The sequence below is a fragment of the Rhodococcus sp. G-MC3 genome, from assembly GCF_030063335.1.
GTDB lineage: Bacteria > Actinomycetota > Actinomycetes > Mycobacteriales > Mycobacteriaceae > Rhodococcoides.
Map to the genome: position 1 here is coordinate 24,373 of NZ_JASISW010000006.1, position 25,701 is coordinate 50,073.

General features: G+C 63.5%; 27 protein-coding genes and 1 riboswitch. Of the genes, 9 read left to right on the forward strand and 18 right to left on the reverse strand.

Features of this window, described 5'->3' with window-relative positions:
• Positions 1-6: 6 nt before the first annotated feature.
• The 4 genes from QMK17_RS07850 to QMK17_RS07865 form a co-directional block, all read right to left on the reverse strand.
• Positions 7-1,137 carry a glutamate--cysteine ligase gene (locus QMK17_RS07850; RefSeq protein ID WP_283508060.1) on the reverse strand — a complete coding sequence of 377 codons (1,131 nt, stop codon included), beginning with the start codon at positions 1,135-1,137 and terminating at the stop codon, positions 7-9.
• A complete protein-coding gene (gene sodC / locus QMK17_RS07855; RefSeq protein WP_283508061.1) occupies positions 1,138-1,830 on the reverse strand; it encodes a superoxide dismutase[Cu-Zn] in 693 nt (230 codons plus the stop codon).
• 71 nt (positions 1,831-1,901) lie between these two features.
• On the reverse strand, positions 1,902-2,396 hold the full coding sequence (locus QMK17_RS07860; protein WP_283508062.1) for a LytR C-terminal domain-containing protein: 495 nt from the start codon (positions 2,394-2,396) through the stop codon (positions 1,902-1,904).
• Positions 2,397-2,468: 72 nt separating this feature from the next.
• Positions 2,469-2,798, reverse strand: a complete 330-nt coding sequence (locus QMK17_RS07865) for a DUF3263 domain-containing protein (RefSeq protein ID WP_115967237.1) — start codon at positions 2,796-2,798, stop codon at positions 2,469-2,471.
• Between the two features lie 245 nt (positions 2,799-3,043).
• Between QMK17_RS07865 and QMK17_RS07870 the strand changes: the two genes are divergently transcribed.
• From QMK17_RS07870 to QMK17_RS07880, 3 genes are read left to right on the forward strand one after another with little or no spacing between them, the layout of a single operon-like run.
• A complete protein-coding gene (locus QMK17_RS07870) occupies positions 3,044-3,646 on the forward strand; it encodes a peptide deformylase (protein WP_283508063.1) in 603 nt (200 codons plus the stop codon).
• Positions 3,612-4,586, forward strand: a complete 975-nt coding sequence (locus QMK17_RS07875; protein ID WP_442972721.1) for an N-acetylglutamate synthase, CG3035 family — start codon at positions 3,612-3,614, stop codon at positions 4,584-4,586. Before QMK17_RS07870 ends, QMK17_RS07875 begins: the two co-directional genes overlap by 35 nt.
• 49 nt (positions 4,587-4,635) lie before the next feature.
• Positions 4,636-5,436: an exodeoxyribonuclease III gene (locus QMK17_RS07880; RefSeq protein ID WP_283508065.1), complete on the forward strand. Its 801-nt coding sequence runs from the start codon at positions 4,636-4,638 to the stop codon at positions 5,434-5,436.
• On the opposite strand, the gene QMK17_RS07885 is transcribed toward QMK17_RS07880, so the two are convergent.
• The 3 genes from QMK17_RS07885 to QMK17_RS07895 form a co-directional block, all read right to left on the reverse strand.
• Complete coding sequence (locus QMK17_RS07885) at positions 5,406-6,008, reverse strand: hypothetical protein (protein ID WP_283508066.1); 603 nt, start codon at positions 6,006-6,008, stop codon at positions 5,406-5,408. The genes QMK17_RS07880 and QMK17_RS07885 overlap by 31 nt on opposite strands.
• 88 nt (positions 6,009-6,096) lie before the next feature.
• Positions 6,097-6,444, reverse strand: a complete 348-nt coding sequence (locus tag QMK17_RS07890) for a GNAT family N-acetyltransferase (RefSeq protein WP_283508067.1) — start codon at positions 6,442-6,444, stop codon at positions 6,097-6,099.
• A 90-nt stretch (positions 6,445-6,534) separates the two neighbouring features.
• Positions 6,535-6,861, reverse strand: coding sequence for a GNAT family N-acetyltransferase (locus tag QMK17_RS07895; protein ID WP_283508068.1), 327 nt, complete (start codon positions 6,859-6,861; stop codon positions 6,535-6,537).
• A 279-nt stretch (positions 6,862-7,140) separates the two neighbouring features.
• On the opposite strand from QMK17_RS07895, the gene thiD reads away from it, so the two are divergent.
• Positions 7,141-7,986, forward strand: a complete 846-nt coding sequence (gene thiD, locus QMK17_RS07900; RefSeq protein ID WP_283508069.1) for a bifunctional hydroxymethylpyrimidine kinase/phosphomethylpyrimidine kinase — start codon at positions 7,141-7,143, stop codon at positions 7,984-7,986.
• Here thiD and QMK17_RS07905 read toward each other — a convergent pair.
• The 7 genes from QMK17_RS07905 to thiO form a co-directional block, all read right to left on the reverse strand.
• Positions 7,957-8,763: an adenylate/guanylate cyclase domain-containing protein gene (locus tag QMK17_RS07905; RefSeq protein WP_283508070.1), complete on the reverse strand. Its 807-nt coding sequence runs from the start codon at positions 8,761-8,763 to the stop codon at positions 7,957-7,959. The genes thiD and QMK17_RS07905 overlap by 30 nt on opposite strands.
• Positions 8,764-8,812: 49 nt before the next feature.
• Positions 8,813-10,303 carry a M28 family peptidase gene (locus QMK17_RS07910; RefSeq protein WP_283508071.1) on the reverse strand — a complete coding sequence of 497 codons (1,491 nt, stop codon included), beginning with the start codon at positions 10,301-10,303 and terminating at the stop codon, positions 8,813-8,815.
• Between the two features lie 61 nt (positions 10,304-10,364).
• The gene (locus tag QMK17_RS07915; protein ID WP_283508072.1) at positions 10,365-11,162 is read right to left on the reverse strand and encodes an ABC transporter permease; all 798 of its coding nucleotides are present in this window, start codon (positions 11,160-11,162) and stop codon (positions 10,365-10,367) included.
• Positions 11,162-12,124: an ABC transporter ATP-binding protein gene (locus QMK17_RS07920; RefSeq protein WP_283508074.1), complete on the reverse strand. Its 963-nt coding sequence runs from the start codon at positions 12,122-12,124 to the stop codon at positions 11,162-11,164. Before QMK17_RS07920 ends, QMK17_RS07915 begins: the two co-directional genes overlap by 1 nt.
• A gap of 142 nt (positions 12,125-12,266) precedes the next feature.
• Positions 12,267-13,019, reverse strand: coding sequence for a thiazole synthase (locus QMK17_RS07925; protein WP_283508076.1), 753 nt, complete (start codon positions 13,017-13,019; stop codon positions 12,267-12,269).
• A complete protein-coding gene (gene thiS, locus QMK17_RS07930) occupies positions 13,012-13,209 on the reverse strand; it encodes a sulfur carrier protein ThiS (protein ID WP_283508077.1) in 198 nt (65 codons plus the stop codon). Before thiS ends, QMK17_RS07925 begins: the two co-directional genes overlap by 8 nt.
• Positions 13,206-14,255: a glycine oxidase ThiO gene (gene thiO / locus QMK17_RS07935; RefSeq protein ID WP_283508079.1), complete on the reverse strand. Its 1,050-nt coding sequence runs from the start codon at positions 14,253-14,255 to the stop codon at positions 13,206-13,208. Before thiO ends, thiS begins: the two co-directional genes overlap by 4 nt.
• A riboswitch (TPP riboswitch) is annotated at positions 14,256-14,368 on the reverse strand.
• 29 nt (positions 14,369-14,397) lie between these two features.
• Between thiO and thiE the strand changes: the two genes are divergently transcribed.
• Positions 14,398-15,078, forward strand: coding sequence for a thiamine phosphate synthase (thiE, locus tag QMK17_RS07940; protein ID WP_283508081.1), 681 nt, complete (start codon positions 14,398-14,400; stop codon positions 15,076-15,078).
• On the opposite strand, the gene QMK17_RS07945 is transcribed toward thiE, so the two are convergent.
• A complete protein-coding gene (locus QMK17_RS07945; RefSeq protein WP_283508082.1) occupies positions 15,075-15,914 on the reverse strand; it encodes an NUDIX hydrolase in 840 nt (279 codons plus the stop codon). The two genes, thiE and QMK17_RS07945, sit on opposite strands and share 4 nt — an antisense overlap.
• Positions 15,915-16,004: 90 nt before the next feature.
• Here QMK17_RS07945 and QMK17_RS07950 point away from each other — a divergent pair, with 90 nt between their 5' ends.
• The 3 genes from QMK17_RS07950 to QMK17_RS07960 are packed head-to-tail and all read left to right on the forward strand — an operon-like array spanning position 16,005 to position 20,744.
• Positions 16,005-17,303 (forward strand): hypothetical protein, encoded by a 1,299-nt coding sequence (locus QMK17_RS07950; protein WP_283508084.1) that lies wholly within the window; start codon positions 16,005-16,007, stop codon positions 17,301-17,303.
• Positions 17,300-18,283, forward strand: a complete 984-nt coding sequence (locus QMK17_RS07955; protein ID WP_442972711.1) for a transporter substrate-binding domain-containing protein — start codon at positions 17,300-17,302, stop codon at positions 18,281-18,283. The genes QMK17_RS07950 and QMK17_RS07955 overlap by 4 nt, the downstream gene beginning before the upstream one ends.
• Before the next feature lie 16 nt (positions 18,284-18,299).
• Positions 18,300-20,744, forward strand: coding sequence for a serine/threonine-protein kinase (locus QMK17_RS07960; RefSeq protein WP_283508085.1), 2,445 nt, complete (start codon positions 18,300-18,302; stop codon positions 20,742-20,744).
• On the opposite strand, the gene QMK17_RS07965 is transcribed toward QMK17_RS07960, so the two are convergent.
• Positions 20,729-21,913: an acetate kinase gene (locus tag QMK17_RS07965; protein ID WP_283508087.1), complete on the reverse strand. Its 1,185-nt coding sequence runs from the start codon at positions 21,911-21,913 to the stop codon at positions 20,729-20,731. The genes QMK17_RS07960 and QMK17_RS07965 overlap by 16 nt on opposite strands.
• A complete protein-coding gene (pta, locus tag QMK17_RS07970) occupies positions 21,910-24,000 on the reverse strand; it encodes a phosphate acetyltransferase (protein ID WP_283508089.1) in 2,091 nt (696 codons plus the stop codon). The genes QMK17_RS07965 and pta overlap by 4 nt, the downstream gene beginning before the upstream one ends.
• A gap of 60 nt (positions 24,001-24,060) precedes the next feature.
• Between pta and QMK17_RS07975 the strand changes: the two genes are divergently transcribed.
• A complete protein-coding gene (locus tag QMK17_RS07975) occupies positions 24,061-24,585 on the forward strand; it encodes a nitroreductase/quinone reductase family protein (protein ID WP_283508091.1) in 525 nt (174 codons plus the stop codon).
• A 63-nt stretch (positions 24,586-24,648) separates the two neighbouring features.
• Here QMK17_RS07975 and fgd read toward each other — a convergent pair whose 3' ends face one another.
• Positions 24,649-25,662, reverse strand: coding sequence for a glucose-6-phosphate dehydrogenase (coenzyme-F420) (gene fgd, locus QMK17_RS07980; protein WP_283508093.1), 1,014 nt, complete (start codon positions 25,660-25,662; stop codon positions 24,649-24,651).
• Positions 25,663-25,701: the final 39 nt, after the last annotated feature.

A 25,701-nucleotide genomic window follows, 5' to 3' on the forward strand; every position in this document is an offset into this window, starting at 1 on the left:
GGAAGATCACGATTGCAGGTCGGTCACCAGCGACTCGACGACGGCACGCAGATTTCCACCCGCGGCAGCGGCGACTTTCCGCTGCCGTTGATACGACGCCCCACGTCGCGGAATCTCCGCTACCGACGCCAATTCGTCGGCGCAACCAAGGCGCGCGGCCGTCGGAGCCAGCTTCTCGAGCAGGTCGTTCAGATCGTCGGTGACCAGGCGTTCATTGCTGTCGGCGTCGAGGATGATCTCGGCCTCCAGGCCATATCTGGCCGCACGCCACTTGTTCTCCTGGACGTGCCACGGCGGCATGCTCGGAAGCTCCTCGCCCCGTTCGAGACGTTCATCGAGGTCGACGATGAGGCAGTGCGTCAACGCGACCAACGCGGCCAACTCACGTTTTGTGGATGCACCGTCGCACACCCGCACCTCGATGGTGCCCCACTTCGGGGCGGGCCGTATGTCCCAGTGCATTCCACCGAGTTGCTCGATGACGCCGGTCTTCATCTGGTCACGGACGAAACCTTCGAACTGCGACCAGTCCTCGAACTGGAACGGCAGGCCCGCGGTCGGCAGTTGCTGGAACATCAACGCTCGGTTGCTCGCGTAACCGGTGTCGTTGCCCGCCCAGATCGGCGACGAGGCCGACAGTGCCAGCAGATGCGGATACTGCAGCAGCAGCGAGTTCAGGATCGGGAACACCTTGTCGGGCGAGGACACGCCCACATGAACGTGCACTCCCCAGATGAGCATCTGGCGACCCCACCACTGGGTGCGCGCGATCAACTCGTCGTAGCTCGGTGAGCGCGTCAGGACCTGCGTCGACCATTCCGCGAACGGATGCGTTCCGGCGGAGAAAAGATCGATCCCGAGAGGATCAGCCGCACGCCGAACAAGATCGAGCGATTCGCTCAGATCGTCCATTGCTTCACCGACGTTCCCGCACACGCCCGTGACGAGTTCGACGGTATTGCGCAGAAGCTCCTTGGTTACACGTGGCGTCTCACCGGCGATGGCGGTGACGCCGTCCATGACCTCGGCGGCCGAGTTGACCAGATCGAGTGATGCTTTGTCCACCAACGCGATCTCCCACTCGACGCCGAGCGTCGGGCGGGGCGAGGAGTTGAAGTGGATCCGCGGCGCCGCCACCTATCCCAGAACCGCGCAGGCGACGCGCGACCCGGCATCGCCGGTCATCAGGGTGGCCATATCCGGCACGGCGGCACCGTCGGCGAGTGTGTAGCGCGGCGGGATGTTCGCGAAGTTGTCGGCGCCCGAGTGGATCACGACAGCACGGCCGCCGTCGGCCCGCAGATCGTCGAGGGTGACGGCATCGGTCGTCGTGACGAGCTTCGCGGTGCCGTCCTCGCCTACCTGCAGCGAGGTGAGATCTCCGCTGGACGGGTGTTCGGTGCGGCCGTCGACTTGCAGGTGTCCGCCTGCGGACAGGAAGTCGCCCGGTTCGCCACCGGTGGGGGCAACGGACTTCGTCTCGCATTTGCCGACCGTGTGGACGTGCAACCCGTGGAAGCCAGGGGTCAGTCCCTCCGCCTCGACCGTGACGAGGAGGTGATCGCCGTCCTCGACGAACGAGACGGTACCGGCCGGCCTGCCTGCGGCGTCCTTGAAATCGGCTTCGACCGTGCCCTCGGGAGCGTCGGCTGCGACGCCACCTGCGCCCGAATCCTCACTGCCAGTCCACACCGCAGGCGTCGTGCCCGCAGTGTCCGCAGGAGTCTCCGGCGCGCTGCATGCAACCAGCCCGAACGCTGCAACAGCAACCACCGGGGTCACCAAGCGCCATGACCGGATTACTGATCGGGATGAATTGGTCGGTGCCATGGAAAGTGCTCCTTCGTGGGGCAGGCTGGACGAGTGCATCGATCATAACTATGCGCGGTAGTAGGACAGCGCTACTGGGTGACCATCACGATGACTCCGTCACCGAAGGCTGACAACGTCGCCGGCCGCGTCGCTGTGGTTGCACCGAGTTGCTGAGCGATCTGCTGAGCTGCGACCTGCGCTCCGGCTGCCGAGCCGTAGTAGACAGTGGTGGCCGGAACCTGCATCTCGGCGTAGTTTCCGGTGCCGGTGACGGTCCAGCCCTCCGCGGTGAGCGTGGCCGCGGTTTCCGCGGCGAGACCGGAGACACTGCTGTTGTTGAGAACCTGCAATTCGACGTCTGCCGGGTCGACCGAAGTCTTCGGCGCTGCCGTGGTGGTCGGTGCTGCGGATGCCGCGGGAGCTTGCGAAGTCTGCGTGGTCGCTGCCGGCGCCGCTACCTCGTCGCTGCCCGTACCGGTCAGCGAAAGGGCACCGATTGCCGCGAACAGGATCGCAAGGGAGATCAACACCATTGCCAACGCGCGGAGCGGAGGGCCGGACGATTCCGGATTGGGACTGCTCACACTCGAAGACACTAGTTGATCAGGCGCATGCGTCTGCACACCGAATCCTCACGAGAGCCTCGAGGAGGCCTTTCAGACTTCGAACCCGAGCCTGCGTGCGGCCCTGGCCTTCTGCCTGCTCGCACGGAGTCGACGTAGACGCTTGACCAACATCGGGTCTGCTGCCAGCGATTCCGGACGATCGACCAGTGCGTTGAGAACTTGGTAGTAGCGAGTGGCGGACATCGAGAACAATTCCTTGATCGCCTCTTCCTTCGCGCCGGCGTACTTCCACCACTGGCGCTCGAAGGACAGAATGTCGTGTTCGCGACGGGTCAGGCCGTCTGCGCCGACCTCGTTGATGTTTTCGGAATTTCCAGATTGTTGAGACTGGTTCGAGTCACGCGCTGCTGCGCCGTCCATCTCACTCCTCGACTTCTCGGACCCGCATCAGCGGATCCCTGCTCTGTGCCGCCATACCGGTCCCCCTCGAACCGCGCCCGCGCACCGGATCGACGATGGGCGCAAACGCGAATTACACACGTGTGTTTCGCTAGTTATTCAACCACGGTGAACACGCCTTCTCAGCGGGTCGCAGCACTCGCGGCGAGTCGCGTCCGTTCACCGTGTGCGCGAACACTCGACGCCCGCCACTATTCTTGTCGACCATGGCAATTCTTCCGATCCGGATCGTTGGCGATCCGGTGCTCCACACCCCGACCGAACACGTCGACAAGTCCCCCGCCGAGATCGCCGAGCTTATCGCGGACATGTACGAGACGCTCGATGCCGCGAACGGCGTCGGACTCGCCGCGAACCAGGTCGGCGTCCCACTACGACTGTTCATCTACGACTGCCCGTTCGAGAATCCGGACGGCACCGTGGTCCGCCGCACCGGCGAGGTCGTCAATCCCGTCTTGGAGACCTCCGCCATCCCGGAAACCATGCCGGATCCGGATGACGACGACGAAGGCTGCCTGTCCGTGCCGGGCGAGCAACATCCGACCGGTCGCGCCGAGTGGGCGCGCGTCACCGGCACCGACGCCAAGGGCGAGCCCGTCGACATCGAGGGCACCGGCTTCTTCGCACGCATGCTGCAACACGAGGTGGGGCACCTCGACGGGTTCCTTTACACCGATGTGCTCATCGGCCGGAACGCTCGCGCCGCGAAGAAGGCCATCAAACGGGCAGGCTGGGGCATACCGGGACTGTCGTGGATTCCCGGAACCGTCGAGGATCCGTTCGGGCACGAGGACGAAGACGAGGACTGAGTTGATCGCGCTCGGCACACGCGTGACGCTGCGGTATCGATTGCCGCCGGGTCACAGCCATCCCATGACCGACGTTGTCGGCGAACTGATCGCGGCCGACACCGTCGTCTCGGTTCGCGCATCAGACGGCAGGGTGGTGAGCGTGGCCGCTGAACGTGTGATGGCGCTCAAGGCGTTGGGGCCGAAGCCGATTCGTACGTCCGAAATCAGATCGCTCGAACGTGCCGCTGCCGACGGTTGGCCCGGGATCGAGCAGGAGTGGATCGATGGCTGGTTGCTGCGCTCCGGACGCGGCTTCACCGGCCGTGCCAATTCGGCGACGCCCATCGAACCCCAGGCCTCCGCGTCGTCTCTCGGCGCCATCACCGGTTGGTTCGCGCAGCGAGGACTGCCGCCGGTACTGCTGCTGCCCGACCGACTCGGCGATACCCCGCCCGGGTGGGCCTCTCGCGACGAAACTTTGGTGATGGCGGCCGACATCTCACGGCTCGAGCTGCCCGACGAGTCGGTTTCGGTTGTGCTGGAGGCGCCGGACGAGGACTGGCTCAGGCTGTACAACTACCGAGGGCGCGCCCTGCCCGACGGCGCAATCGAGGTCATCACGACCGTGCGTGACGGTGTCGCGGGCTTCGCCCATATCGGCAGTTCGGCGTCGGCGATGCTTGCCATCGGCCGCGGAGCGGTGACGACGGCGCCCGACGGTCGGCGCTGGGTGGGACTGACGGCCATCGAGGTGGAGACCGCGCATCGGCGCAATGGATTGGGCACAAGAATCTGCGGCGAGCTCGTCGTGTGGGGCAGGGAACTGGGCGCGACCCATGCGTATCTACAGGTTGCGGCAACGAATACTCGGGCCATCGCGATGTACACCGGGCTCGGGTTCGTCGAGCATCATCGGTATCGGTATGCGGCTTCGCCGCACGTGAGCGGAAATACCTAGCAGGGGACGTATTCGCGCTCACATACGCGAAGCGCCTAAGGTTGCGGCCGTGCGATTGGCTACCTGGAACGTGAACTCCGTCCGATCTCGTCAGGATCGGATCGTCGACTGGCTGCAGAGGTCTGACGTCGATGTCCTGGCGATGCAGGAAACCAAGTGCAAGGATGCGCAGTTTCCGTTCGAGCGATTCACCGACATCGGGTACGAGGTCGCCCACGTCGGGCTGAGCCAGTGGAACGGTGTTGCGCTGCTCTCACGGGTCGGCCTCGACGATGTCCGTATCGGCTTCGAGGATCAGCCTGGTTTCAGCAAGGACCCCGAGGTCGACGCTGTCAAGGAAGCCCGTGCGATCGGAGCGAGTTGCGGTGGCGTCCAGGTGTGGAGCCTGTACGTCCCCAACGGCCGTGATCTCGCCGACCCCCATTACACATACAAGCTCGAGTGGCTCGCGAAGCTTCGCGCCGACGCCCAGGCCTGGGTCTCTTCGGACCCGGATGCGCAGATCGCTCTCGTTGGAGACTGGAACATTGCCCCGACCGACGACGACGTCTGGGATCCGGCATTGTTCGAGGGAAAGACTCATACCTCCCAGCCCGAGCGTGACGCCTTCGAATCCTTCGCCGAGATCGGCTTCACCGAGGTGACTCGTCAGTTCACGCCCGAGCCACGAACCTTCACCTACTGGGATTACACCCAGTTGCGCTTTCCGAAGAAGCAGGGCCTACGCATCGATATGGCGTTGGCGTCCCCTGCCCTCGCGGCCCGCGTCAGCGGGGCGTCGATCGACCGCGAGGAGCGCAAGGGCAAGGGCGCCAGCGATCACGCTCCGGTCATCGTCGAGATTTCCTGACGAGCCGGCAGCCTGGACGCGGCCAGCAATGCAGCGCCGATGACAATCAGCAGTCCGTGGGCAACTCGTAGTGCCGGCGGGGCATAGAACTGCGGCAGGAACAGCACGAACCCTGCCGCGAACACGTATGCCTGCCACGAGCCGATTCCACGAGCAACAGCGACGACTCCCACCGCCACGAGAATCAGACCGGCGCCGAACATAACCATCTGAACCGGGCCGTTTCGAATGGGTTCGGCCAGGTCGAGCAGCGGATAGTCGCCGGTGTCGACGGCTTTCGTACCCAATGCATTGAGCGCAAACGTTTCGGCGCCGTAATACGGCAGGACCAGCCCGACGCCAATCCACGTCGTCGTTTCCGCGACTGCGCCAGCGCGCATCGCCCGCACCGCAAGGGCAAGTGCGATGAACCCGAGCATCGCGGATGTGTGGGCGGCGACCCACAGGGGTGATCCGAGTGCATCGGCACCGTCGATTCCGACTTCCGACGAATACGGCCTCAGCATCGGGTACAGAGCAAAAAATATGCCGGTGGCCACAAGAAGCCCGATCGATGATCTGTGTCCGGCCATGAGTTCGCCCTCCCATAATGGAGAGCGGCGCTCTCCCCTGAGAGCAGTATTCACCTCAATGTGCACCAACACAAGAGCAGTGCTCTCGTCAGTCAGCGACCAGGCCGAGGTACTCCGGATTCCGCGCGAGGTAGCGCCGCACGTACGTGCATATGGGAACGATGCTCCAACCGCGGTCCTGCGCAGTGTTCAGCGCCCCGCGAACCAGCACCCCAGCCCACCCGCTGTCGCCGAATTCCTCTTTGACCACCGTGTGCATGAACGCGATCGCACCGTCATCGGCATCGCGGTAGCCGAGAATGCCGATCAGCTCGTCGGCGACGAACAGGTCGAAGCGGTTATGGGCCGCGTTGTCTTCGATCCGCACCGTTGCGGCGAGGTCGACCTGCGTCTGGGCAGATTCCGCTGAAGCGTGACCCCTGGATGTGTGATGCATGTCTCCATGACACCAGGCCTACAACTGCAGGACGACACGATGAGTGGTTCGGATAGCATTTCGACGCAGTGCCGAGTTGCAACCGTTACGTCAAAGCGGGACGACAACGTCCGAATACTCTGGATTGGTCGAGAGAAAACGCTGCACGTAGGTACAGACCGGCTTGACCTTCCATCCATACGATCGAGCAGAATCGAGCGATCTGCGTACCAGGATGGCGGCTAGACCCTGATGGCCGAAGTCCTCCGTAACGACGGTGTGCATGAACGAGACGACATGAGTTCGGGGGCCACGTTTGGTCGCACCTTCGACCTCGTAGTAGCCGACGATTCCTACCAAATCACCATTGAGCCTCAGTTCGAAGCGGTTCTGGTCGGTATTGATGGAAACATCAGCACTCGGAGTACTGGCTAGCATTGGGTCACCTCCTGCGCTGGGTATGAAGAATCCGCTGAGTAAGAAGAATCTGCCGCAGGCCTTCAAATGTGACCTGCACCACTATTAAACATGCGGCCGGGATGGTTGTCACCCATTTGTAGCAACAAACCTTCGGTTCCGTAGGTATGCAACGTCGATGCAACATGGACGCTGGTACAGCGTCATATACCTACGTGATCGTCCTTGTGATGCAACAGCATTCATTCGCCCTTGCGCATCTGTCGCTGCGAGTTACACCTGTGCCGGTACTGTCACCCCGTGAAGTTTCTACCGCTGACCCCTGACGGCTCGACCCCCGTGCGCGCGCTGACGATCGCGGGCACCGACTCCGGCGGCGGCGCCGGAATTCAAGCCGACAGCCGGACGATGGCGATGTGCGGAGTTCACGCGTGTGTCGCAGTCGCGGCGGTGACCGTCCAGAACACGGTCGGCGTGAGCGGCTTCCACGAGATCCCACCGACCGTCGTTGCGGATCAGGTACGTACCGTGGTGAACGACATCGGCATCGGCGCCGCCAAAACGGGCATGCTCGCCTCGACAGCCATCATCGAGGCCGTCACCGCAGTATGCAACGAGGTAGGAATTGGCCGAGACCAGGCTGTCCCGCTCGTCGTGGACCCGGTCTGCGCGTCGATGCACGGCGATCCCCTTCTGCACGAAGAGGCGCTGGACGCCATCAGAACCACGCTTTTCCCCATCGCGACGATCGTGACGCCCAACCTCGACGAAATTCGCCTGATCACCGGTGTCGACGTCGTCGACGACGTAACCGCTCGCCGCGCCGCTGAGGCCCTACACGCTCTCGGCGCACAGTGGGCGCTGGTGAAGGGTGGACATCTTCGGACTTCGACGAGCAGCACCGATCTGCTGTTCGACGGTGACAAGTTTCTCGAGTTCAGCAGTCCGCGCATCGACACCGGCAACGATCACGGCGGCGGTGACACCCTTGCCGCCGCCATCGCGTGCGCGCTCGCCAACGGCTACTCGGTTCCCGACGCCGTCGCGTTCGGCAAGGAGTGGGTCACCGAATGCCTGGCTGCGTCCTACGATCTCGGCGCGGGCCACGGCCCGGTGTCACCGCTCTGGAGACTTCACCAGTCGTAAGATCTTCAGGCCTTCGGGGACGCCGTTCAGTTTTGGTGCAAAGAATCCGCGACGGTAGGTCCGCACGGCCAGTCCCAACTCTTCGAGGGTTCCATCGGGTACCGCATCCAATGCGGCCTGCGAGATCATCAAGTTCCCGTTGCCGCCGGTTTGCATGACGCGCGCAGCGACGGTCACGTCGACACCGAGCCAGTCCGACCCGATCTGACGAGGACTGCCGGTGTGAATCCCGACGCGCATCTTCGGGGTGTAGCCGTCGATGTCTACTTGGGCCAGCGCTGTGCGTGCCGCGACGACGGCTTCGAGCGCCTTCTCAGGCCGATAGAACACCGCCATGATGCCGTCGCCGAGACGTTTGACGACGTGACCGCCACCCACGGCGACGGCCGGTTCGACGGCTTTGGAGACCTTTCGTAGAAGAGTCAGAGTGTCGATGTCACCGGCTCCGAGCGACCACGTCGAAAAGCCGACCAGGTCGGTGAACACGATCGTGACATCCCGCTCGCCGCGCCCATGGCCGGTACGTTCGAGCACCGCTTGCCACAGCTGCAGTGCACCGAGCCCGACTTCGCGTGATGCACCCGGTTCGTCGTCGAGGAATTTGTCGGCGACGCGTGCGATCGCGAGGGCAGAACCGGGCCCTGCCATCGAGAGCGGGTCGCCGAACGAAGGATCTCCCGGCAACACCCGCCGGAGTCGCCGGACGGCGCTGACCACCGCTGGACGACGGTTCACACCGCGAACCCAGTCAAGTGTCGACACCACGTACGGATTCATGAAAACAAGCGTAACCGACAGTTACATGTACTTACTTTTCTACACATAGTCACTTTTCCGTTCGAGCCGTGGTGCGAGCGACCCCCACCGGTACGCCGTTACTTCCTTCGACCGATTGCGCATACGTCCCGATTCCGAAACCGATCGCCGACGCATTCTTTGCAAGCGCTTCACGGTCCACGTTCGCCAACGTGTCCTCCGCAGTGTGGTAGTTCTGGTCGAAGGCTTCTTCGGCCGTCCCGCCCCACTTGTCGGCCTGCGCCGGAGTCTTGGTCTCATCGGCACCGCTGAAGACACCGCCGGCGGGAATGCCCACCTCGATAAACGGGCCGTAGTCGGAGCGTCCGTCGAAGTCCGTCCCGTCGACCGCGATGCCCTCCTGCTGCAGCCGCTCGACGAACACACGCTCGATCGCGTCCGATCCGACAGGTCCCGCAGGAGACCCGACTTTGTCGGAGTCGTCGCCGTCGTAGGCGAGGTAGCCGGCGTTGTGCGACCCGATCATGTCGAAATTCAGGTAGAGCGCGATGTTTGCCTTGTCTTCGGCGCTGAGGCCCTCGGTGTACTTGGTCGATCCGATGAGGCCGAGTTCCTCGGCGCCCCAGAACGTGAAGCGCACGGCGTTGGTGATCGCCGGTTCAGCACCCATCTGCAGTGCAGTCTCCAGGACGGCGGCGGTCCCGCTGCCGTTGTCGTTGATCCCTGGCCCCTCGGGGACGCTGTCGAGATGCGCTCCCGCGACGACGACATTCGCACTGTCACCGGTCTTGGTCTGCGCAACGATGTTGCGACTCTTGGTCTTTTTGGTCTCGGTAGCGAGAGTCAATGTGAGTTCCGGAGCCGCAGCGACAGCCGGGCCGTCCTCTTGACTGACTCCTCCGCTCGGTATCTTCGCGACCTCGGTTCCCCCGAGGGTGCCACTGTCGAGAGGTCCAGGTTCATTGTTGACGACGATCACTGCAACCGCGCCGCGATCTGCAGCCACGGTTTGCTTTGCACCGAACGGGCATACACCGCGGTCGACGACGACGATTGCACCCGCAACGTCGAGGCCGTCGTAATCCGTTGCCTCGCAACCGGGTGAATCGTCTTTCGGCGCGGCGACGACTGGCGCGGTGATTCCGTCGCCGGGGGTGGGCGGTGAGTAGGTGAACGCATCGACCGAAAGTTGCCGGTCCCCGGCCGAGAGCAGCTGCGTATCCGCAGTGAACTGGTCGAACTCGAACTCGGGTGTCTCCACGTCGAACCCTGCTGCATCTAGTGCGCCCACGACGTAGTCGACACTGGCATCGTAGCCGGAGGTACCGGCGGCGCGATTTCCGTTGTTGTTCCCGGCAATTCGCTCCAGCTCCGCGAGATGGGCGACTACTGCATCACCGGTGACGGCGTCGGCCAGGCCTGGTCCGTCGGGTGTCGAAACGGGTGCGGATACAGCACTGGCCGGCTGCTTCTCGCCCCCGGACGAGTCCGCGGAGGAGGAACAACCGGCCAGAACCAGAGCACCGACTGCGAAACTGGCAAGTAGGGTCATCCGTCGCATGGAAGCACCCTAACCGGACAGAACGACATTCGTGTCGACGATCGACAACCGGGCTGCTATCTCATGCGTCCCGGCGATTGACCACGAAGACCGCCGCACCGAACACGACGGCGGTGAACGCGATGAAGTAGATCAGTGAGCCGATGGGCCCCCAGTGGAAGTCGATTCCACCGTCTGATCCGAGAAAATGATTGGCGTTTTGCCACGGTAGAAATGGCTGGATCGCCCGGCCGACGGATCCGAAAAGTCCGAACAGATTCTCGATGACCAACGGCCACAGCAGCAGTAGCGCAATGGCACCGGCGGACTGCCTGAGCAGTGCACCGACTCCGACCGCAACGATGATCTGCAGGAAGGCGAGAATCGCGGTTCCGTAGATGACCCTCCAGGTTCCGTCGACGTCGAAACTCAGCAGCACCCCGGCGTCAGCGCCCGCGAACAGCTTCGCAAGGTAAAACGCGCCGAGCCCGAGGACGAAGCTCAGGACGAAGCCGAAAGCGCCGATCAGAACGGCCTTCGCGACCAGCACAGACGCACGATTCGGAATTGCCTGGAACGTAGTTCTGATGACGCCGAAGCGGTATTCACTGGTGACAGTCAGTGCTGCGAGAATCATCAGCACCATCACACCAAAGCCCCCGACGCCACTGCCGACGGCGTCGAATGCCGAGGGAAGGAACGGCTCGAAATCGGGCTTGTTCCCCTCAGCGATCTGGTCGTTGTAGGAAGTCAGTCCGACTTTCGAGGTGATGCCGATGATGGCGCCCAGCCCCAGCCCGAGAATTACGACCGCGATGGTGCACCACCACGGCGACTTGGTCGAGGTGATCTTTATTCGTTCTGCTGCCAAGACGCCCATCAGAGAGCACCACCCATCGCTTGCTGAATGTTGGGATCTTCGGGTCCCGCGCCGTGGTACTGCACTGTGTCTCCGGTGAGCTTCATGAATGCTTCTTCCAAAGATCCTCGCTGCGAGGCCAATTCATAAAGCACAATGCCTGCCCTTCCTGCAATGTCGCCGATCGCATCGGTCGTCGAGTTGGTCACGACCAATGCTGGCTGCAGTTCCTCGGTGGCGTTCGGTTCACGAACGGTGAGACCAGCAGAGGTGAGCGCGCTGCGCAGCGCGTCCAACTGGGGGCTGCGCACCCGTACCGAAGCTTCGGAGGCGTGGTCGATGAACTCCTGTACCGACGAGTCGAAGATCAGCTTTCCGCGGCCGATAACGACGAGATGTTCTGCTGTCTGGGCCATTTCGGAGAGCAAGTGGCTCGATACCAATACAGTGCGCCCCTCGGCTGCCAGACGCTGCATGAACTTACGAATCCAGACAATGCCCTCGGGATCGAGGCCGTTGACCGGCTCGTCGAACAGCAAGACCTTCGGGTCACCCAGAAGTGCCCCGGCAAGTCCCAGTCGCTGCGACATGCCAAGCGAGAAACCGCCCGCATTCTTCTTGGCGACGTCGCTGAGGCCAACGAGGCGCAGGACCTCGTCGACACGCGATTTCGGGATGTCGTTCGATGCGGCCATCCACTCGAGGTGCGCACGTGCCGATCGGTTGGGGTGCACCCATTTGGCGTCGAGCAAAGCACCGACGCTGCGCAGCGGCTGCTTGAGTTGGTTGTAGGGCTTGCCCTCGATGAGCGCCGTCCCGCTGGTGGGACGGTCGAGCCCGAGGATCATCCGCATGGTCGTCGATTTGCCTGCCCCGTTGGGTCCGAGGAAGCCGGTCACGATTCCGGGCTTGACGGTGAACGAGAGGTCCTCGACCGCCGTCACCGCGCCGTACCGCTTGGTCAGTCCTGTCACTTCGATCATGTGACCACCCTCCCGTAGCCGGGGAGCCTGCACATCGCCCGTGAGTCTCGACCTGGGTCATCCTTTTGGATGATGGGCGGCTTCGCGCACGTGCGTGAAAATACGTCACCTGGGACGTATTTCCGCGCACATGCGCGAAGCGCTACTGAGGCGAGCTCGCCTGCGCCCAGAACCGCTTCGGTATCCGACCTGCCCGACGAGCCTGGTAGCCCGCCGAGACCGCATGCCGCATCGCCGACGCCATGAGTGCGGGATCTTTCGCACGTGTCACCGCAGTCGCGAGCAGGACTGCGTCGCAGCCCAATTCCATTGCCAGCGCTGCATCGCTTGCCGTTCCGATGCCCGCGTCGAGGATCACCGGGACCGATGCGGCGTCGACAATCATCTCGATGTTGTGCGGATTGGAGATTCCGAGTCCCGTGCCGATGGGGGCACCGAGAGGCATGACGGCGACGCAGCCGATATCTTCGAGCCTCTTCGCGAGGACGGGATCATCGGTGGTGTACGGCAGGACGTTGAAGCCGTCGTCGACCAATTGTTCTGCCGCTTTGACCAATTCGATGGCGTCGGGCAGCAGGGTTCTTTCGTCGGCGATGACTTCCAGTTTCACCCAGTCGGTCTCGAGTGCTTCGCGTCCGAGTTGAGCGGTCAGCACGGCTTCGGCTGCGCCTCGACAGCCGGCGGTGTTCGGTAGCGGGGCGATGTTCAGCTTCCGGAGGAGGTCGAGTACACCGGTGCCTCCGGCGGCGTCGACGCGGCGCATCGCGACGGTGGTCAATTCGGTGCCGGACGCGATCAGCGCCTCTTCCAGCACTGTCAGGTTCGCCGCTCCCCCGGTCCCCATGATGAGCCGAGAACCGAAAGACCGGTCGGCAATGATCAGCGAATCAACCACCCTGCACCGCCGTGAGAACCTCTATGGCCCAGCCTTTTTCTACCGTCGTCGAGTCCCAACGACTCTTTGGCAACACGGTGCCGTCGACGGCGACAGCGATTCCCTTCTCGGGCATCGAGAGTTTTTCGAGGAGCTGACGCATCGTCAGCCCATCCGGCAGCAAAAGTTGCTCACCATTGACCGTAATCATTTTTCCTGTCCTTTCGAGAACCGGGCTGGATCGGCAGCCTTGGCTTCGGGGAGTGTGTCGCCGGCGAGTAGCGCCGAGACAGCGTCTGCGGTGATGGGTGTCAACAGAATTCCGTTTCGCCCGTGCCCGGAGGCGACGATCACGCGATCGGAGATGCGGCCGATGATCGGGAGTCCGTCAGGACTCATGGGACGCAGTCCGGCTGCTGTTTCGTGCAGTTCGTATTCGCCGATGCTCGGCATGAGGCGTTCCGCGTCGGCGATGAGATCACGCACTCCGGCCACGGTGACTTGCGTGTCCTGCCCGGATTCGTACTGGGTCGCGCCGACGACGAGGCCGTCCCCGCGCGGGACGAGGTAGATGGGCCGCCCGTGCACGCTGCCGCGGATAGTGCGCGTCGGCGGCGGTGTTGCGCTGGGCCGCCTGCGCAACCGCAGGATCTCGCCCTTCACCGCCCGAACCGGAATTTCGGGTAGCAACGACGCTGTTTGCGCCCCGGCAGCTACGACGACCTGGTCGGCGTCGAGGGCATCGATGTCGGTCACCGACTCCGCAACGAACGACACCGAAGCAGCAGCCCGCAAACCCTCCACAAGAGCCCGATTGTCGACGGCCAATTCGGTGGGAGCCAGCAGGCCGAGTCGAATGTTCTGAGCGAGCGACGGCTCGAGTTCGCGGATACGTGCGCGGTCGAGAATTTCGAGCTCGTGCCCCTGCTGCCCGACGAATTCTGCGATGGTTCGCAGATCGGCCGCATCTGCCGAATCGAGAGCAACCGTCAGCGAGCCCGATGCGGAGAAGACTTCGACGCCGAGCGACCGAGCGAAATCGGGCCACCGCTGCAACGACTTGGCACCGAGCGCGAGCAGTTCGTGCTCACCCGGCCATCCCTCGGACAGTGGGGCAAGCATTCCGCCGGCAACCCATGAGGCTCCAGATCCGACCTCGGGGTCGTACAGCGTCACCGACCAACCTTCGCGGGACGCACGCACAGCGATGGAAAGGCCGACGACACCGCCGCCGACCACTGCAAGAACCTTGGACATATCGCGTACCGCCTCACTCCCTGCGCCGGCATGATCCGGTTCAGGTATTGACGGTAAGGACGGGCGTGTCCATTCTCAGCCCTGCGTGCCCCAGGACTCCCGTGTCTTTTGCTGTTCAACGGACAGACTACCGTTGAAAACCGTGCCTCCCACTCAAAGCTCCCGCGAGCGTTTGAACTCTGCCCGCCTGTACCTGTGCACCGATGCCCGTCGCGAGCATGGTGACCTGGCTCAGTTCGCCGAGGCTGCGCTCTCCGGTGGAGTCGACATCATTCAGCTACGCGACAAGAATTCCGCAGGCGATCGTGAATTCGGTCCGCTCGAAGCGAAGGACGAGCTGGCGGCACTGGCGATCCTGTCGGCGGCGACACGACGTCACGGCGCGTTGCTGGCCGTCAACGACCGCGCCGACTTGGCATTGGCGTCGGGCGCCGACGTACTTCACCTCGGACAAGGCGACCTTCCCGTTCACTACGCGCGGCAGATCCTCGGCCCCGACGTCGTGATCGGCCGGTCGACCCAGAACCGCAGCCAAGCTTCGCTCGCGGCGATCGAAGACGGCGTCGACTACTTCGCGACGGGTCCTGTGTGGGCGACGCCGACCAAACCGAATCGCAAGGCGGCCGGGCTCGATCTGCTGCGCACTACTGCCGAGTCAGCTCCGGCACGGCCCTGGTTCGCCATCGGAGGCGTCGACGCCGAGAACGTAGACGAGGTCCTGGAAACGGGCTGCGAGCGCATCGTCGTCGTCCGTGCCATCACGCAGGCCCGAGATCCGCAGGCCGCGGCCCAGGAACTCTCGGCGAAACTGCGTAGGAACTAGCGGAGCCAGCCGAGGACCGTCGACGGCGAGAGCACCTGAACTCCCGTCGGCAATCGTTGCTGTAGGCCACGATCTGCGGTGACCATAGCGGTCAGTGCGTATCCGTCGTTGGCACGCCGCGCGAGTTCGTCGTCGCCGCTTCCCTCTGCATGGATGACGGGCACTCGCGCGTCTTCGAATTGGGCTGCGCGCGCCTCGCCCTCCAGAACTGCTTCGATCCTCGTGAGCCAACCAAAGCTGCCGCCGGCAAGCTCGACGGTGCGCGGGAGAGCATCGGACAGTGCGGCGAGCAGCTCGACGGTGGCGCCGCTCCGATCCTTCCACCATCCGTTGGGCCGCGAACCGAGAACGTTCGCCGTATCCAGGAGAACGCGCAGAGGAGACGTGCGCAACGCAGGCCAGCTCGCTGCGAAGCCCGGGTGAAGCGGCAGATGGTCCACCATCTCCTCGGGGACCCAGCGCAGCTCGGTGCTTTCGCCGTTGATCGTGGTGTCGAGTTGGGTCTCGGCGTCTGCAACTACGGTGACATACGTCCACCCACTCGTGACCCGAGCGGTCACTCGCTCACCTCGCACATGTAGTCGAGCCGAGCCGATACCGGCTTCCTCGTCGGCTTCTCGCACTGCCGCGTCGACGCTTGTCTCGTGGCTGTCTCGGGCTCCGCCCGGCAGGGCCCACGTACCACCTTGATGACTCCACAGCGCGCGATGTTGCAGCAGGACCGTTGGTTCGCCGTCGGGTGCGGGCGCGCGAAGGAGCAGACCTGCGGCTCCGTGCTTTCCCCAGTGCTGTGTGCCGTTGTCACCTACTACCCACCCGTCACCGTCACCGCGCATAGTTCAACACCTTAGGTGAACCGCTCGGGCGTGTGTTCCGCGTCCGCGTACGAACGTGGCCCAGAAACTTATATGCTCGAACCTGTGAACGTGGTCGGCACTACACCTACTGCTGCCGTGCCTCCCACAACGGCGGCTTCGGCCTCGTCGAGCGATTCTCGCCGCGAAGTGCGACGCCTGCTGCGCTCGACGCCTGCCCTGATGATCTTCCTCGGGTTCCTCCTCATGGTGGCCTCGATTCTGACCGGGCTCGTCGCGTCCGGTGCGGTATCGGATCGGGAAGACACGCTCGACACGCTGCTTGTCCGCACCGAACCCCTCGCCAATTCCGCCCAGAATCTCTACGGCGCCTTGTCCGTCGCCGACGCAGCAGCTTCGACGGCCTTCATCGCAGGTGGCCTGGAACCCCAAGAGGTACGGGATCGATACGCCCAGGCGATCGGCGACGCCGGAACCGAGCTCATCCGTGCCTCGGCCGGCCTCGGTGAGTCCGACGACGACGCGCGTGCGGCGCTCTCGGAGATCGGGGCAGGTCTTCCGGTCTACACGGGCTTGGTGGAGACCGCGAGATCCAACAATCGTCTCGGAAATCCCGTCGGATCGTCGTACCTCGGCGAAGCGTCGGCTCTGATGCAGACGTCGTTGCTTCCACGCGCCGAAGGGCTTTACACCGACCAGGCGTCACGGGTGTCCACCGATCAGGAACCGTACGTTCGCCCCCCGGTGCTCGCCATCGTGTTGATCGTGGCGTTCCTGATGTTCATCGTTCTCGCGCAGGTATTTCTGTCCAGGCGCACCCATCGCACATTCAACTGGGGGTTCCTCGGCGCGGCGGCGATGGTGACGATGCTGCTGGGGTGGATGCTCGTCGCAGGTTTCATTTCGGCGACCTCGACCGATCGGGCGCTGAATCGCGGAGTCGCGCCGTTGCAGACGCTGACCACAGGATTCATTCTCGCCCAGCAGGCCCGGTCCGACGAGACGCTCAACCTCGTACGGCGCGGCAGCATGAGGGAATACGACGCCGAATTCAGCGTGAACACGCGTGATCTCATGCAGCTTTTCGACGGTGAAGACAAGATGATCGACGCGTTGACCAAGTGGCAGAGCGCCCATGCTCGTTCCACCGGTGCGTTGACCACCGGTGATTTCAACACCGCGGTGACCGTGGCGACGGGCAGTGGCGTCGCCGATTCCGCCGCTCAATTCCGGGCACTGGACGACATGTTGGCGGACGGCATCACGCAAGCCCGAACCGAACTACGCGGGAACATCTCGCGCGGTAAGACTGCACTGGTCGGATTATCCTCCGGTGCAGTAATACTCACCGTAGCCGCCTCGGCGGCCATCGGTGCCGGACTCCTACCGAGGTTGCGTGAGTACCTGTGAACCGATTGCTCGCACTTCTCGTTCTGGTTCTGGTTTGCGTGCTCACCACGAGTTGTGTCGGGCCGGAACAGTTACCGGCGGAGTCGCAGAACAGTTATACCGATCCTCCGTTGCCCGACGGCGCAGGCCCGGTAACCGACGCTCCCGATCCGGCCGCAACGGAACCGCAGTGCACACGTCCCACAGCGAGTCTGCGCCCGACTCCCGCCAACGTCGCCGCCGAGAATGCGCCTCCCACTCCGACTGTCGACGCGATCAGGGCACGGGGTCGCCTCATCGTGGGACTCGACACCGGTAGCAACCTTTTCAGCTTCCGAGACCCGATGACCGGCAAGTTGGTCGGCTTCGACGTCGACATCGCTCGTGAGATCTCACGGGATCTGTTCGGTGATCCCGATCGCGTCGATTTCCGTATCCTGACCTCCGCCGAACGTATCGAGGCGCTCGAGGACGGCGATGTCGACGTCGTCGTCAAGACGATGACCATCACGTGCGAGCGCAAGGAGGACGTCTCGTTCTCCACGGTGTATTTTCAAGCACAGCAACGGGTGTTGGCGGTCCGTAATTCCGGAATCAACGGCGTCGCCGACCTCGCGAACCGGCGGGTGTGCGCGGTAGAGGGAACGACGTCGTTGCGCAGGCTTCAGCGGATCGTGCCTACCGCGCAGATCGTCAGCGCCGCAGTGTGGGCGGATTGCCTCGTGGTGCTTCAACAGCGCCAGGTCGACGCCGTGAGTACCGACGACTCCATCCTCGCCGGGCTGGTCGCCCAAGACCCTTACCTCGTGATCGTCGGAGACAGCCTGAGCCCCGAGCCCTACGGCATCGGGATGAAGAAGGAGAGTGACGATTTGGTCCGGTTCGTCAACGGCACCCTCGAACGCATCCGCGGCGACGGCACCTGGAACCGGTTGTACAGCAGGTGGCTCAGTGTCATGGGTTCATCGCCAGGCGCTCCGTACCCGCAGTACGTGGACTGACGGACGGGACGATCACATGAGTTCCAAAGATCCGGAAACTCCGACGGGCCGGAGCACCGCCCCGCCGCCGAGGACCGAAACAGCACAGAACCAGCCGGACCCCGAGCGCACACAGGCCGCGCTGCGCACCGAACAGACTCGAGCCTCGCTGCGCGCGCAGACATCCGATCGTACTCAGGCCGTTCAACGCACCCCGGCCGTTCAACGCACCCCTGCCGTTCAACGCGCCCAGGACGATGACCGCACCCAGGCCGTTCAACGCACGCAAGCAACGGCATCACCGCTGGCGAGATCCTCGCGAACCTCCGGCCGGGTGAGGTCGGGCCGCAGTCATCGAACCGACACCAAGCGGCGCCTCGGGGCCGGACTCGTCGAGGTCCCGCGTGTCGATCCGGTCGATCCCGCTACCGCGGTCATGTCGGATCCGAGTGTCCCCGTACGCAAACGGTTCTGCTGGAAGTGCAACTCGGCAGTCGGACGCGGCGCGGACGGTGGGCCGGACACGCCGTCGGGAACGTGCCCGCATTGCGGATCCCACTTCGACTTCACACCGCTGCTCGAGCCGGGCGATCTCGTCGTCGGGCAGTACGAGGTGCAGGGCTGCATCGCGCACGGCGGGCTCGGCTGGATCTACCTCGCCATCGACCGAAACGTCAGCGATCGGTGGGTGGTTCTCAAGGGACTGTTGCACTCCGGCGACGACGAGGCTCATGCCGTCGCTATGGCCGAGCGGCAGTTTCTCGCAGAAGTGGCGCACCCCGGCGTGGTGAAAATCTACAACTTCGTCGAGCAGCCGCGCGCCGACGGCACCAAGATCGGCTTCATCGTCATGGAGTACGTCGGCGGACGTTCTCTTCGCGACATCCTCTCGGCGCGGCCCGATCACAGCCGCATGCCCGTCGAGCAGGCCATCGCCTATCTCCTCGAGGTATTGCCTGCGCTCGCGTACCTCCACTCGATCGGCCTGGTCTACAACGACCTCAAGCCCGAGAACATCATGGTGACCGATGATCAGATCAAGCTGATCGATCTGGGCGCAGTCGCAGGAATCGAGGATTACGGATACCTCTACGGCACAGCGGGATATCAGGCACCCGAGATCATCGAGACAGGCCCCACGGTAGCGACCGACATCTACACCGCAGGCCGAACGCTGGCGGTACTGACCCTGGGCATGCCGTCCACCAAGGGGAAGTTCGATCCGGGCATCCCTGATCCGAAGGATCACGAACTTCTGCGGAAGTACCCGTCGTTCCATCGTCTGCTGGTGCGGGCGACCAATCCCGATCCATCGCAACGATTCTCCTCCGCGGAGGTTCTCGGAGGTCAGGCCACCGGGGTGCTGCGCGAGATTCTGGCACTGCAGACAGGCGCCGAGCGGCCTGGCTTGTCGACGGCATTCAGTCCACCGCGCACCGTGTTCGGCACCGAGGAGTCGGTGGGGCGAACGGACACGTACGTCGACGGCAAGGTCCGCGGCGACAGAATCAGTGCCCGCGAGGTCGTCTCGGCATTGCCCGTCCCCCTTGTCGACCCGAGCGATCCGTCCGCACCATTGCTCGCTGCCGCAGTGCACAGCGCGCCCCAACAGACGCTCGATTCGTTGTCTCACGCCCGCCGAAACGGCATCGAACGCTTCGCCGACGGCTCCCCCGGTGGTCTGGAGATCACACTGGCGGAGGTGAAGGCCCACATCGACCTCGGCGATACCGGCACCGCGGAGTCGGTACTCAAACAGGTGCGGACCGCGGGTAACGATCCCTGGCGAGTCGAGTGGTATGCAGGCCTCTTGGAGTTGCTGAAGGGCCAATTTCTCGACGCATCCGAACATTTCGAGAAGGTGCTCGACGCCATGCCCGGCGAGTTGGCTCCAAAAATCGCGCTGGCTGCCAGCGCCGAGTTGATCATGGAGAGCACGGCACAACCGTCCACCGACGAGCGTGAGAAGTGGCGTGCGTGCGCTGAGTCCTACTACAAGGCGGTGTGGCGGACCAATCGTGCAGTGGTCAGTTCGGCGTTCGGGCTCGCCCGTCAGATGATGTATCGAAGCGATCCTGCCGCAGCGGTCGCTGTGCTGGACCAGGTTCCGATCAGCTCGCGTCACTACGCTGTGGCCAGGATGACGAGTGTGCTGACGCTGTTGATGGACCGTCCGTCCCCTGACCTCGAAGAGTCCGACTTCCGCGAAGCTGCTCGCCGCGTGGCGATGCTGCCACGAGGCGAAAGCCGCACGCTTCAGATGCGCACTCTGGTCTTGGCCATGGCGATGGACTGGGTCCGCTCGGGCCACGCGGTGGAAGCCGAACGCGAACCCATACTCGGAGCGCCGTTCACCGAGACAGGGTTGCGCTCTGGTACGGAGGCCGGATTGAGGTCGCTGGCACGCAATGCAACCGATCGAGCGCACCGATACACCCTCGTCGATCTCGCCAACGCCATCAGGCCTCAATCGATGTTCTGAACCAATTTTTCTGCGGCGCGTGCAATGGCAAGCTCTTCGTTGGTCGGTACGACCATCACTTTCACCGCCGACGAATCAGTGGATACCACCCGAGCCTCTTTGCTGCGCAGTGTATTTCGCTCCTGATCGATCTTGATACCGAAACCTTCGAGGCCTGCCAACGCGTCGCCTCGTACGTTCGCCGCATTCTCACCCACCCCGGCGGTGAAGGTAATGACATCGAGCCTGCCGAGATCGAGCATGTACCCACCGATGTACTTGCGCAGACGATGAATGTAGACGTCATACGCGAGCTTCGCGTTGTCGTCGCCGTCGGCGATCCGATCGCCCAACACCCGGAAGTCGTTGACCCCGGCCAGCCCTTTCAGCCCGGACTGCCGGTTGAGTAGCTGGTCGATGGCGTCGACATCCATGTCCGCGCTTCGACGCAGGTGCATCACCACGCCCGGGTCGATATCGCCGCTGCGTGTACCCATGACAAGCCCTTCGAGCGGGGTGAGGCCCATCGACGTGTCGATGGGGACGCCGCTCGCAATGGCCGACGCCGAAGCCCCGTTTCCCAGGTGCAGGACGATCTGGTTCAGATCGTCGCGACCGAGGAACTCGGCTACCTGCTGCGACACGTACTCGTGCGACGTTCCGTGGAAGCCATAACGCCGTATGCCGTGGGCCTTCGCGATATCGCGATCGATAGCGTACGTCGATGCGGCAGCGGGCAGCGTGTGAAAGAACGCGGTGTCGAACACCGCGACGTGGGGCACGTCGGGAAGTTGCTCGCGAGCCACCTCAATACCCAGGACGTTCGGCGGATTATGCAGCGGCGCAAGACTGCTGAGATCGGAGATCTGCTTGAGCACTGCATCGTCGATCAGTGTCGGCTGGTAAAAGATCTCGCCCCCGTGCACAACCCGGTGCCCGACGGCGGTGACGTCGGAGCCGAGTGCCACTCCGGCATCGGCGAGCATCTCGAAGGCAACGGCGAGTCCGACGCCGTGGTCGGCTATCTCTCGGCGCTTCTCGGTCTCGACGCCTCGATACTCCAATACGATGCGTCCTTCGGGTTCGCCGATCTGCTCGACGAGTCCGGAGGCGAGCGACTCCCCTGATTCAGGGTCCACGAGTTGAAATTTGACCGAGGAGGAACCTGAGTTGACTACGAGGACACTCATTCTGCACTTCCTTGCGCCGCAAGCCCCTGGGCTTGGATTGCGGTGATGGCAACGGTGTTGACGATGTCCTCGACGAGCGCTCCTCGCGAAAGATCGTTGACCGGCTTACGCAGACCCTGAAGTACCGGGCCGACGGCCACCGCACCTGCACTTCGCTGGACCGCCTTGTAGGTGTTGTTGCCGGTGTTGAGGTCAGGGAAGATGAACACGGTCGCGCGGCCGGCAACCTCGGAGTCCGGCAGTTTGGATTTCGCGACGGATGGTTCGATCGCTGCGTCGTACTGAATCGGCCCTTCCACCAGCAATTCCGGGCTCCGTTCACGAACGAGGCGGGTCGCTTCGCGGACCTTGTCCACGTCGGCGCCGCTGCCGGAATCGCCTGTCGAGTAGGACAGCATGGCAACTCTCGGCTCCACTCCGAACTGCGCGGCCGTTGCGGCCGACGAGATTGCAATGTCCGCAAGTTGCTCGGCGGACGGATCCGGAACGATGGCGCAATCGCCATACGCGAGGACCCGATCCGACAGGCACATCAGGAAGATGCTGGAGACGGTGTTCACGCCGTCGGCCGTCTTGATGATCTCGAACGACGGGCGGATGGTGTGCGCGGTGGTGTGCGCGGCGCCGGAGACCATCCCGTCGGCGATTCCTTTGTGCACCATCATGGTTCCGAAATACGAGATGTCCGACATGATCTCGCGGGCCCGCTCGACACGCATACCCTTGTGCTTGCGAAGTTCGGTGTAGTCGGCGGCGAACTCCTCCGCGTAGTCCGAGGTCTTCGGATCGAGCACCGAGGCATCGCCCAGATCGACACCGAGTTCGGCGGCACGTCTGCGAATGGGGCCTTCTTCGCCGAGAATCGTCAGCTGCGCGACCTGGCGCTGAATCAGTCGTCCTGCGGCTCTGAGGATTCGGTCGTCACCACCCTCGGGCAGCACGATGTGCTTGCGATCGGCACGGGCTCGATGAATGAGTTGATACTCGAACATCTGCGGCGTCGTGATCGACGGGATGGCCAATTCGAGGCGATCCAGCAACGCTCGCGCGTCGACCCGCTGTTCCATCAAACTCAGGGCGGTGTCCACCTTGCGTTGAGAGCCGACGGCCACCTTGCCTCGCACCTTGGCTGCGGCGGAGGCGGTGTCGAACGTCCCGAGGCCGGTGGTCAGGATCGGGAGCCGTGGTCCGAGACCGGCGACAAGACGGGCGATGGCAGGGTGCGGTTCGATTCCGCCGTTCATGATGATGCCCGCCAATGATGGAAAGCCCTCTGCTTCATGGGCATTGACGAGAGCAAGCAGGACATCGGAGCGGTCGGCCGGAGCGATCACCACGACGCCCTCGGTCAGTCGCTCGAGAATATGCTCGGCCGTCATACCGCCAACCATGACGCGTAAAGCTTCGCGTTGCATCAGCTCGGCGTCGCCGCTGTAGAGCTCACCGTCGATGGCGACGAGCAGCTCGGCCATCGTCGGGGCAATGAGCAGAGGGATCTCCGGCAGGCTCCACGCGGGCACACCGAGCGGCACGAGGGCAGCGGTTATCTCGTCGAGTTTGTCCGGGTCGCAGCGGTTGGCGACGATTGCCGCGAGATGCGCGTGATGCTGATGAAGTTCGGCCCGACACAGCTGACCCAGCTGGACGATCTCGTCCGCAGACCGCTCCGATCCGCGGAGAGCCAGAAGAACGGGAGCGCCGAGGTTCGCCGCGATGCGGGCATTGAAGCTCAGTTCGCTCGGGCTGCCGACGTCGGTGTAGTCGCTGCCGACGATAACCACCGCGTCGCAGTTCGCAGCGACTTCGTGAAAACGTGCGACGATGTCGCCGAGTGCAACTTCCGGATCGGAATGCACTGCCTCGTAGGTGACACCGAGAGACTGCTCGTACGACAGATCCGCTGTCGTGTGGTCGATGAGAAGTTCGAGTATGTAATCGGTCTCGGTGGTCGACCGCGCGACGGGTCGGAACACGCCCACTCTGGCCGCGGATGCACACAGCATCTGCAGCACTCCGAGTGCGATGGTCGATTTCCCGGTATCGCCTTCGGGTGAGGCGATGTAGATGCTCGATGCTGGCTCGGCCATGACCGCCAGCGTAGCGGTTCCACTGTTGACAGCGGATGACGCGTAGCGGTCAGATGAGTGATGCCAGAATCACCCTTCCCCGATGTCCGATGGGGCAGCGACACCAGCGTCATCCGTAAGCCGGCGATTGCATTCGCAGCGACGAAGCCAGGTTCGTGGGTGATCAGAAATCTCGCCGGGGTCGACCGTCGACTGCTGGAGCGAACCAACGGGCGGTTCACGATCCTCGGCCCCATCGCTGCTCCGGTCGTGCTGTTGACGACGACAGGGTACAAGTCGGGGGCACTGCGAACCTCGCCGCTGCTGTACTACCGCGAGGGAATGCAACTCTTCGTCGTCGGCAGCAACTTCGGTCAACAGCACCACCCGGCGTGGACGTCGAACCTGTTGAAAGAACCGCGGGCAACCGTTGCCATCGGAGGCAAGAAAATCCCGGTGAAGGCCACCCCCGTCACCGGACCGGAGAAAGCGAGAATCTACGACGCTTTCAACGACATGGTCAAGGTGTACGGGGAGTACAAGAACCGGACCGACCGGGAGATGCGGATGTTCGCGCTGTCCGCGGACTCCCCACCTTCCGCATGAATGGACCCTTGTAGCCGTCTGACCGTTGCGCTGGTCCATTCATGCCGGAGGGGGGCGCGCGATCTAGCCGAGCTTGCGGAGCCTCGGAGCCAAATCGCTCTCGAACAGCTCGAGGAACCGCTTCTGGTCGTGGCCTGGCGCATGGAAGACGAGGTGATTGAGCCCTGCATCGGTGTACTGCTTGACCTTCTCGACGGCCTCGTCGGGGTCGGAGGCGACGATCCACCGCTTCGCGACCTGCTCGATGGGGAGTTCGTCGGCGGCCTTCTCCATTTCGATCGGGTCCTCGATGGAGTGCTTCTGCTCCGGCGTCAGCGACAGCGGCGCCCAGAACCGGCAGTTCTCCAGCGCCAGGTCAGGGTCGGTGTCGTAGGAGATCTTGATTTCGATCATCTTGTCGATCTCGGCTGCGTCGCGCTCGGCCTTGCCTGCGCCTTCTTCGACGGCGGGCAGCAGCTTGTCGGTGTAGAGCTCCATACCCTTGCCGGAGGTACAGATGAAGCCGTCCCCCGACCGTCCCGCATATCGGGCGACTACGGGTCCTCCGGCCGCCACGTAGACCGGAATGCCACCTTCGGGGACGTCGTAGATCGAGGCGCCCTTGGTGTTGTAGTACTCGCCTTCGAAGTCGACGCGATCGCCGAGCCACAATTCGCGCATCAGGCGCACGGACTCACGCAGGCGCGCGAAACGCTCCTTGAAGTCGGGCCACTCTCCGCTGAAGCCGGTGGCGATCTCGTTCAGCGCCTCGCCGGTGCCGACGCCGAGCATGATGCGTCCCGGGTAGAGGCAGCCCATCGTCGCGAAGGCCTGGGCGATGACCGCCGGGTTGTAGCGGAACGTCGGCGTCAACACCGATGTGCCGAGCTGGATCGTCTTGGTGCGTTCGCCGACGGCTGTCATCCACGCCAGCGAGAACGGGGCGTGGCCGCCTTCGTGGCGCCACGGCTGAAAGTGGTCGCTGACCGTCGCCGAGTCCATGCCGTGCTGCTCGGCAAGCACACCGAGTTCGACGAGTTCACGCGGACCGAACTGCTCGGCCGACGCCTTGTATCCAAGTTTCAAAGCCTGTGCCACGCGCTACTCCCTCGTTCAAATGTCACTGGTACTCCGATT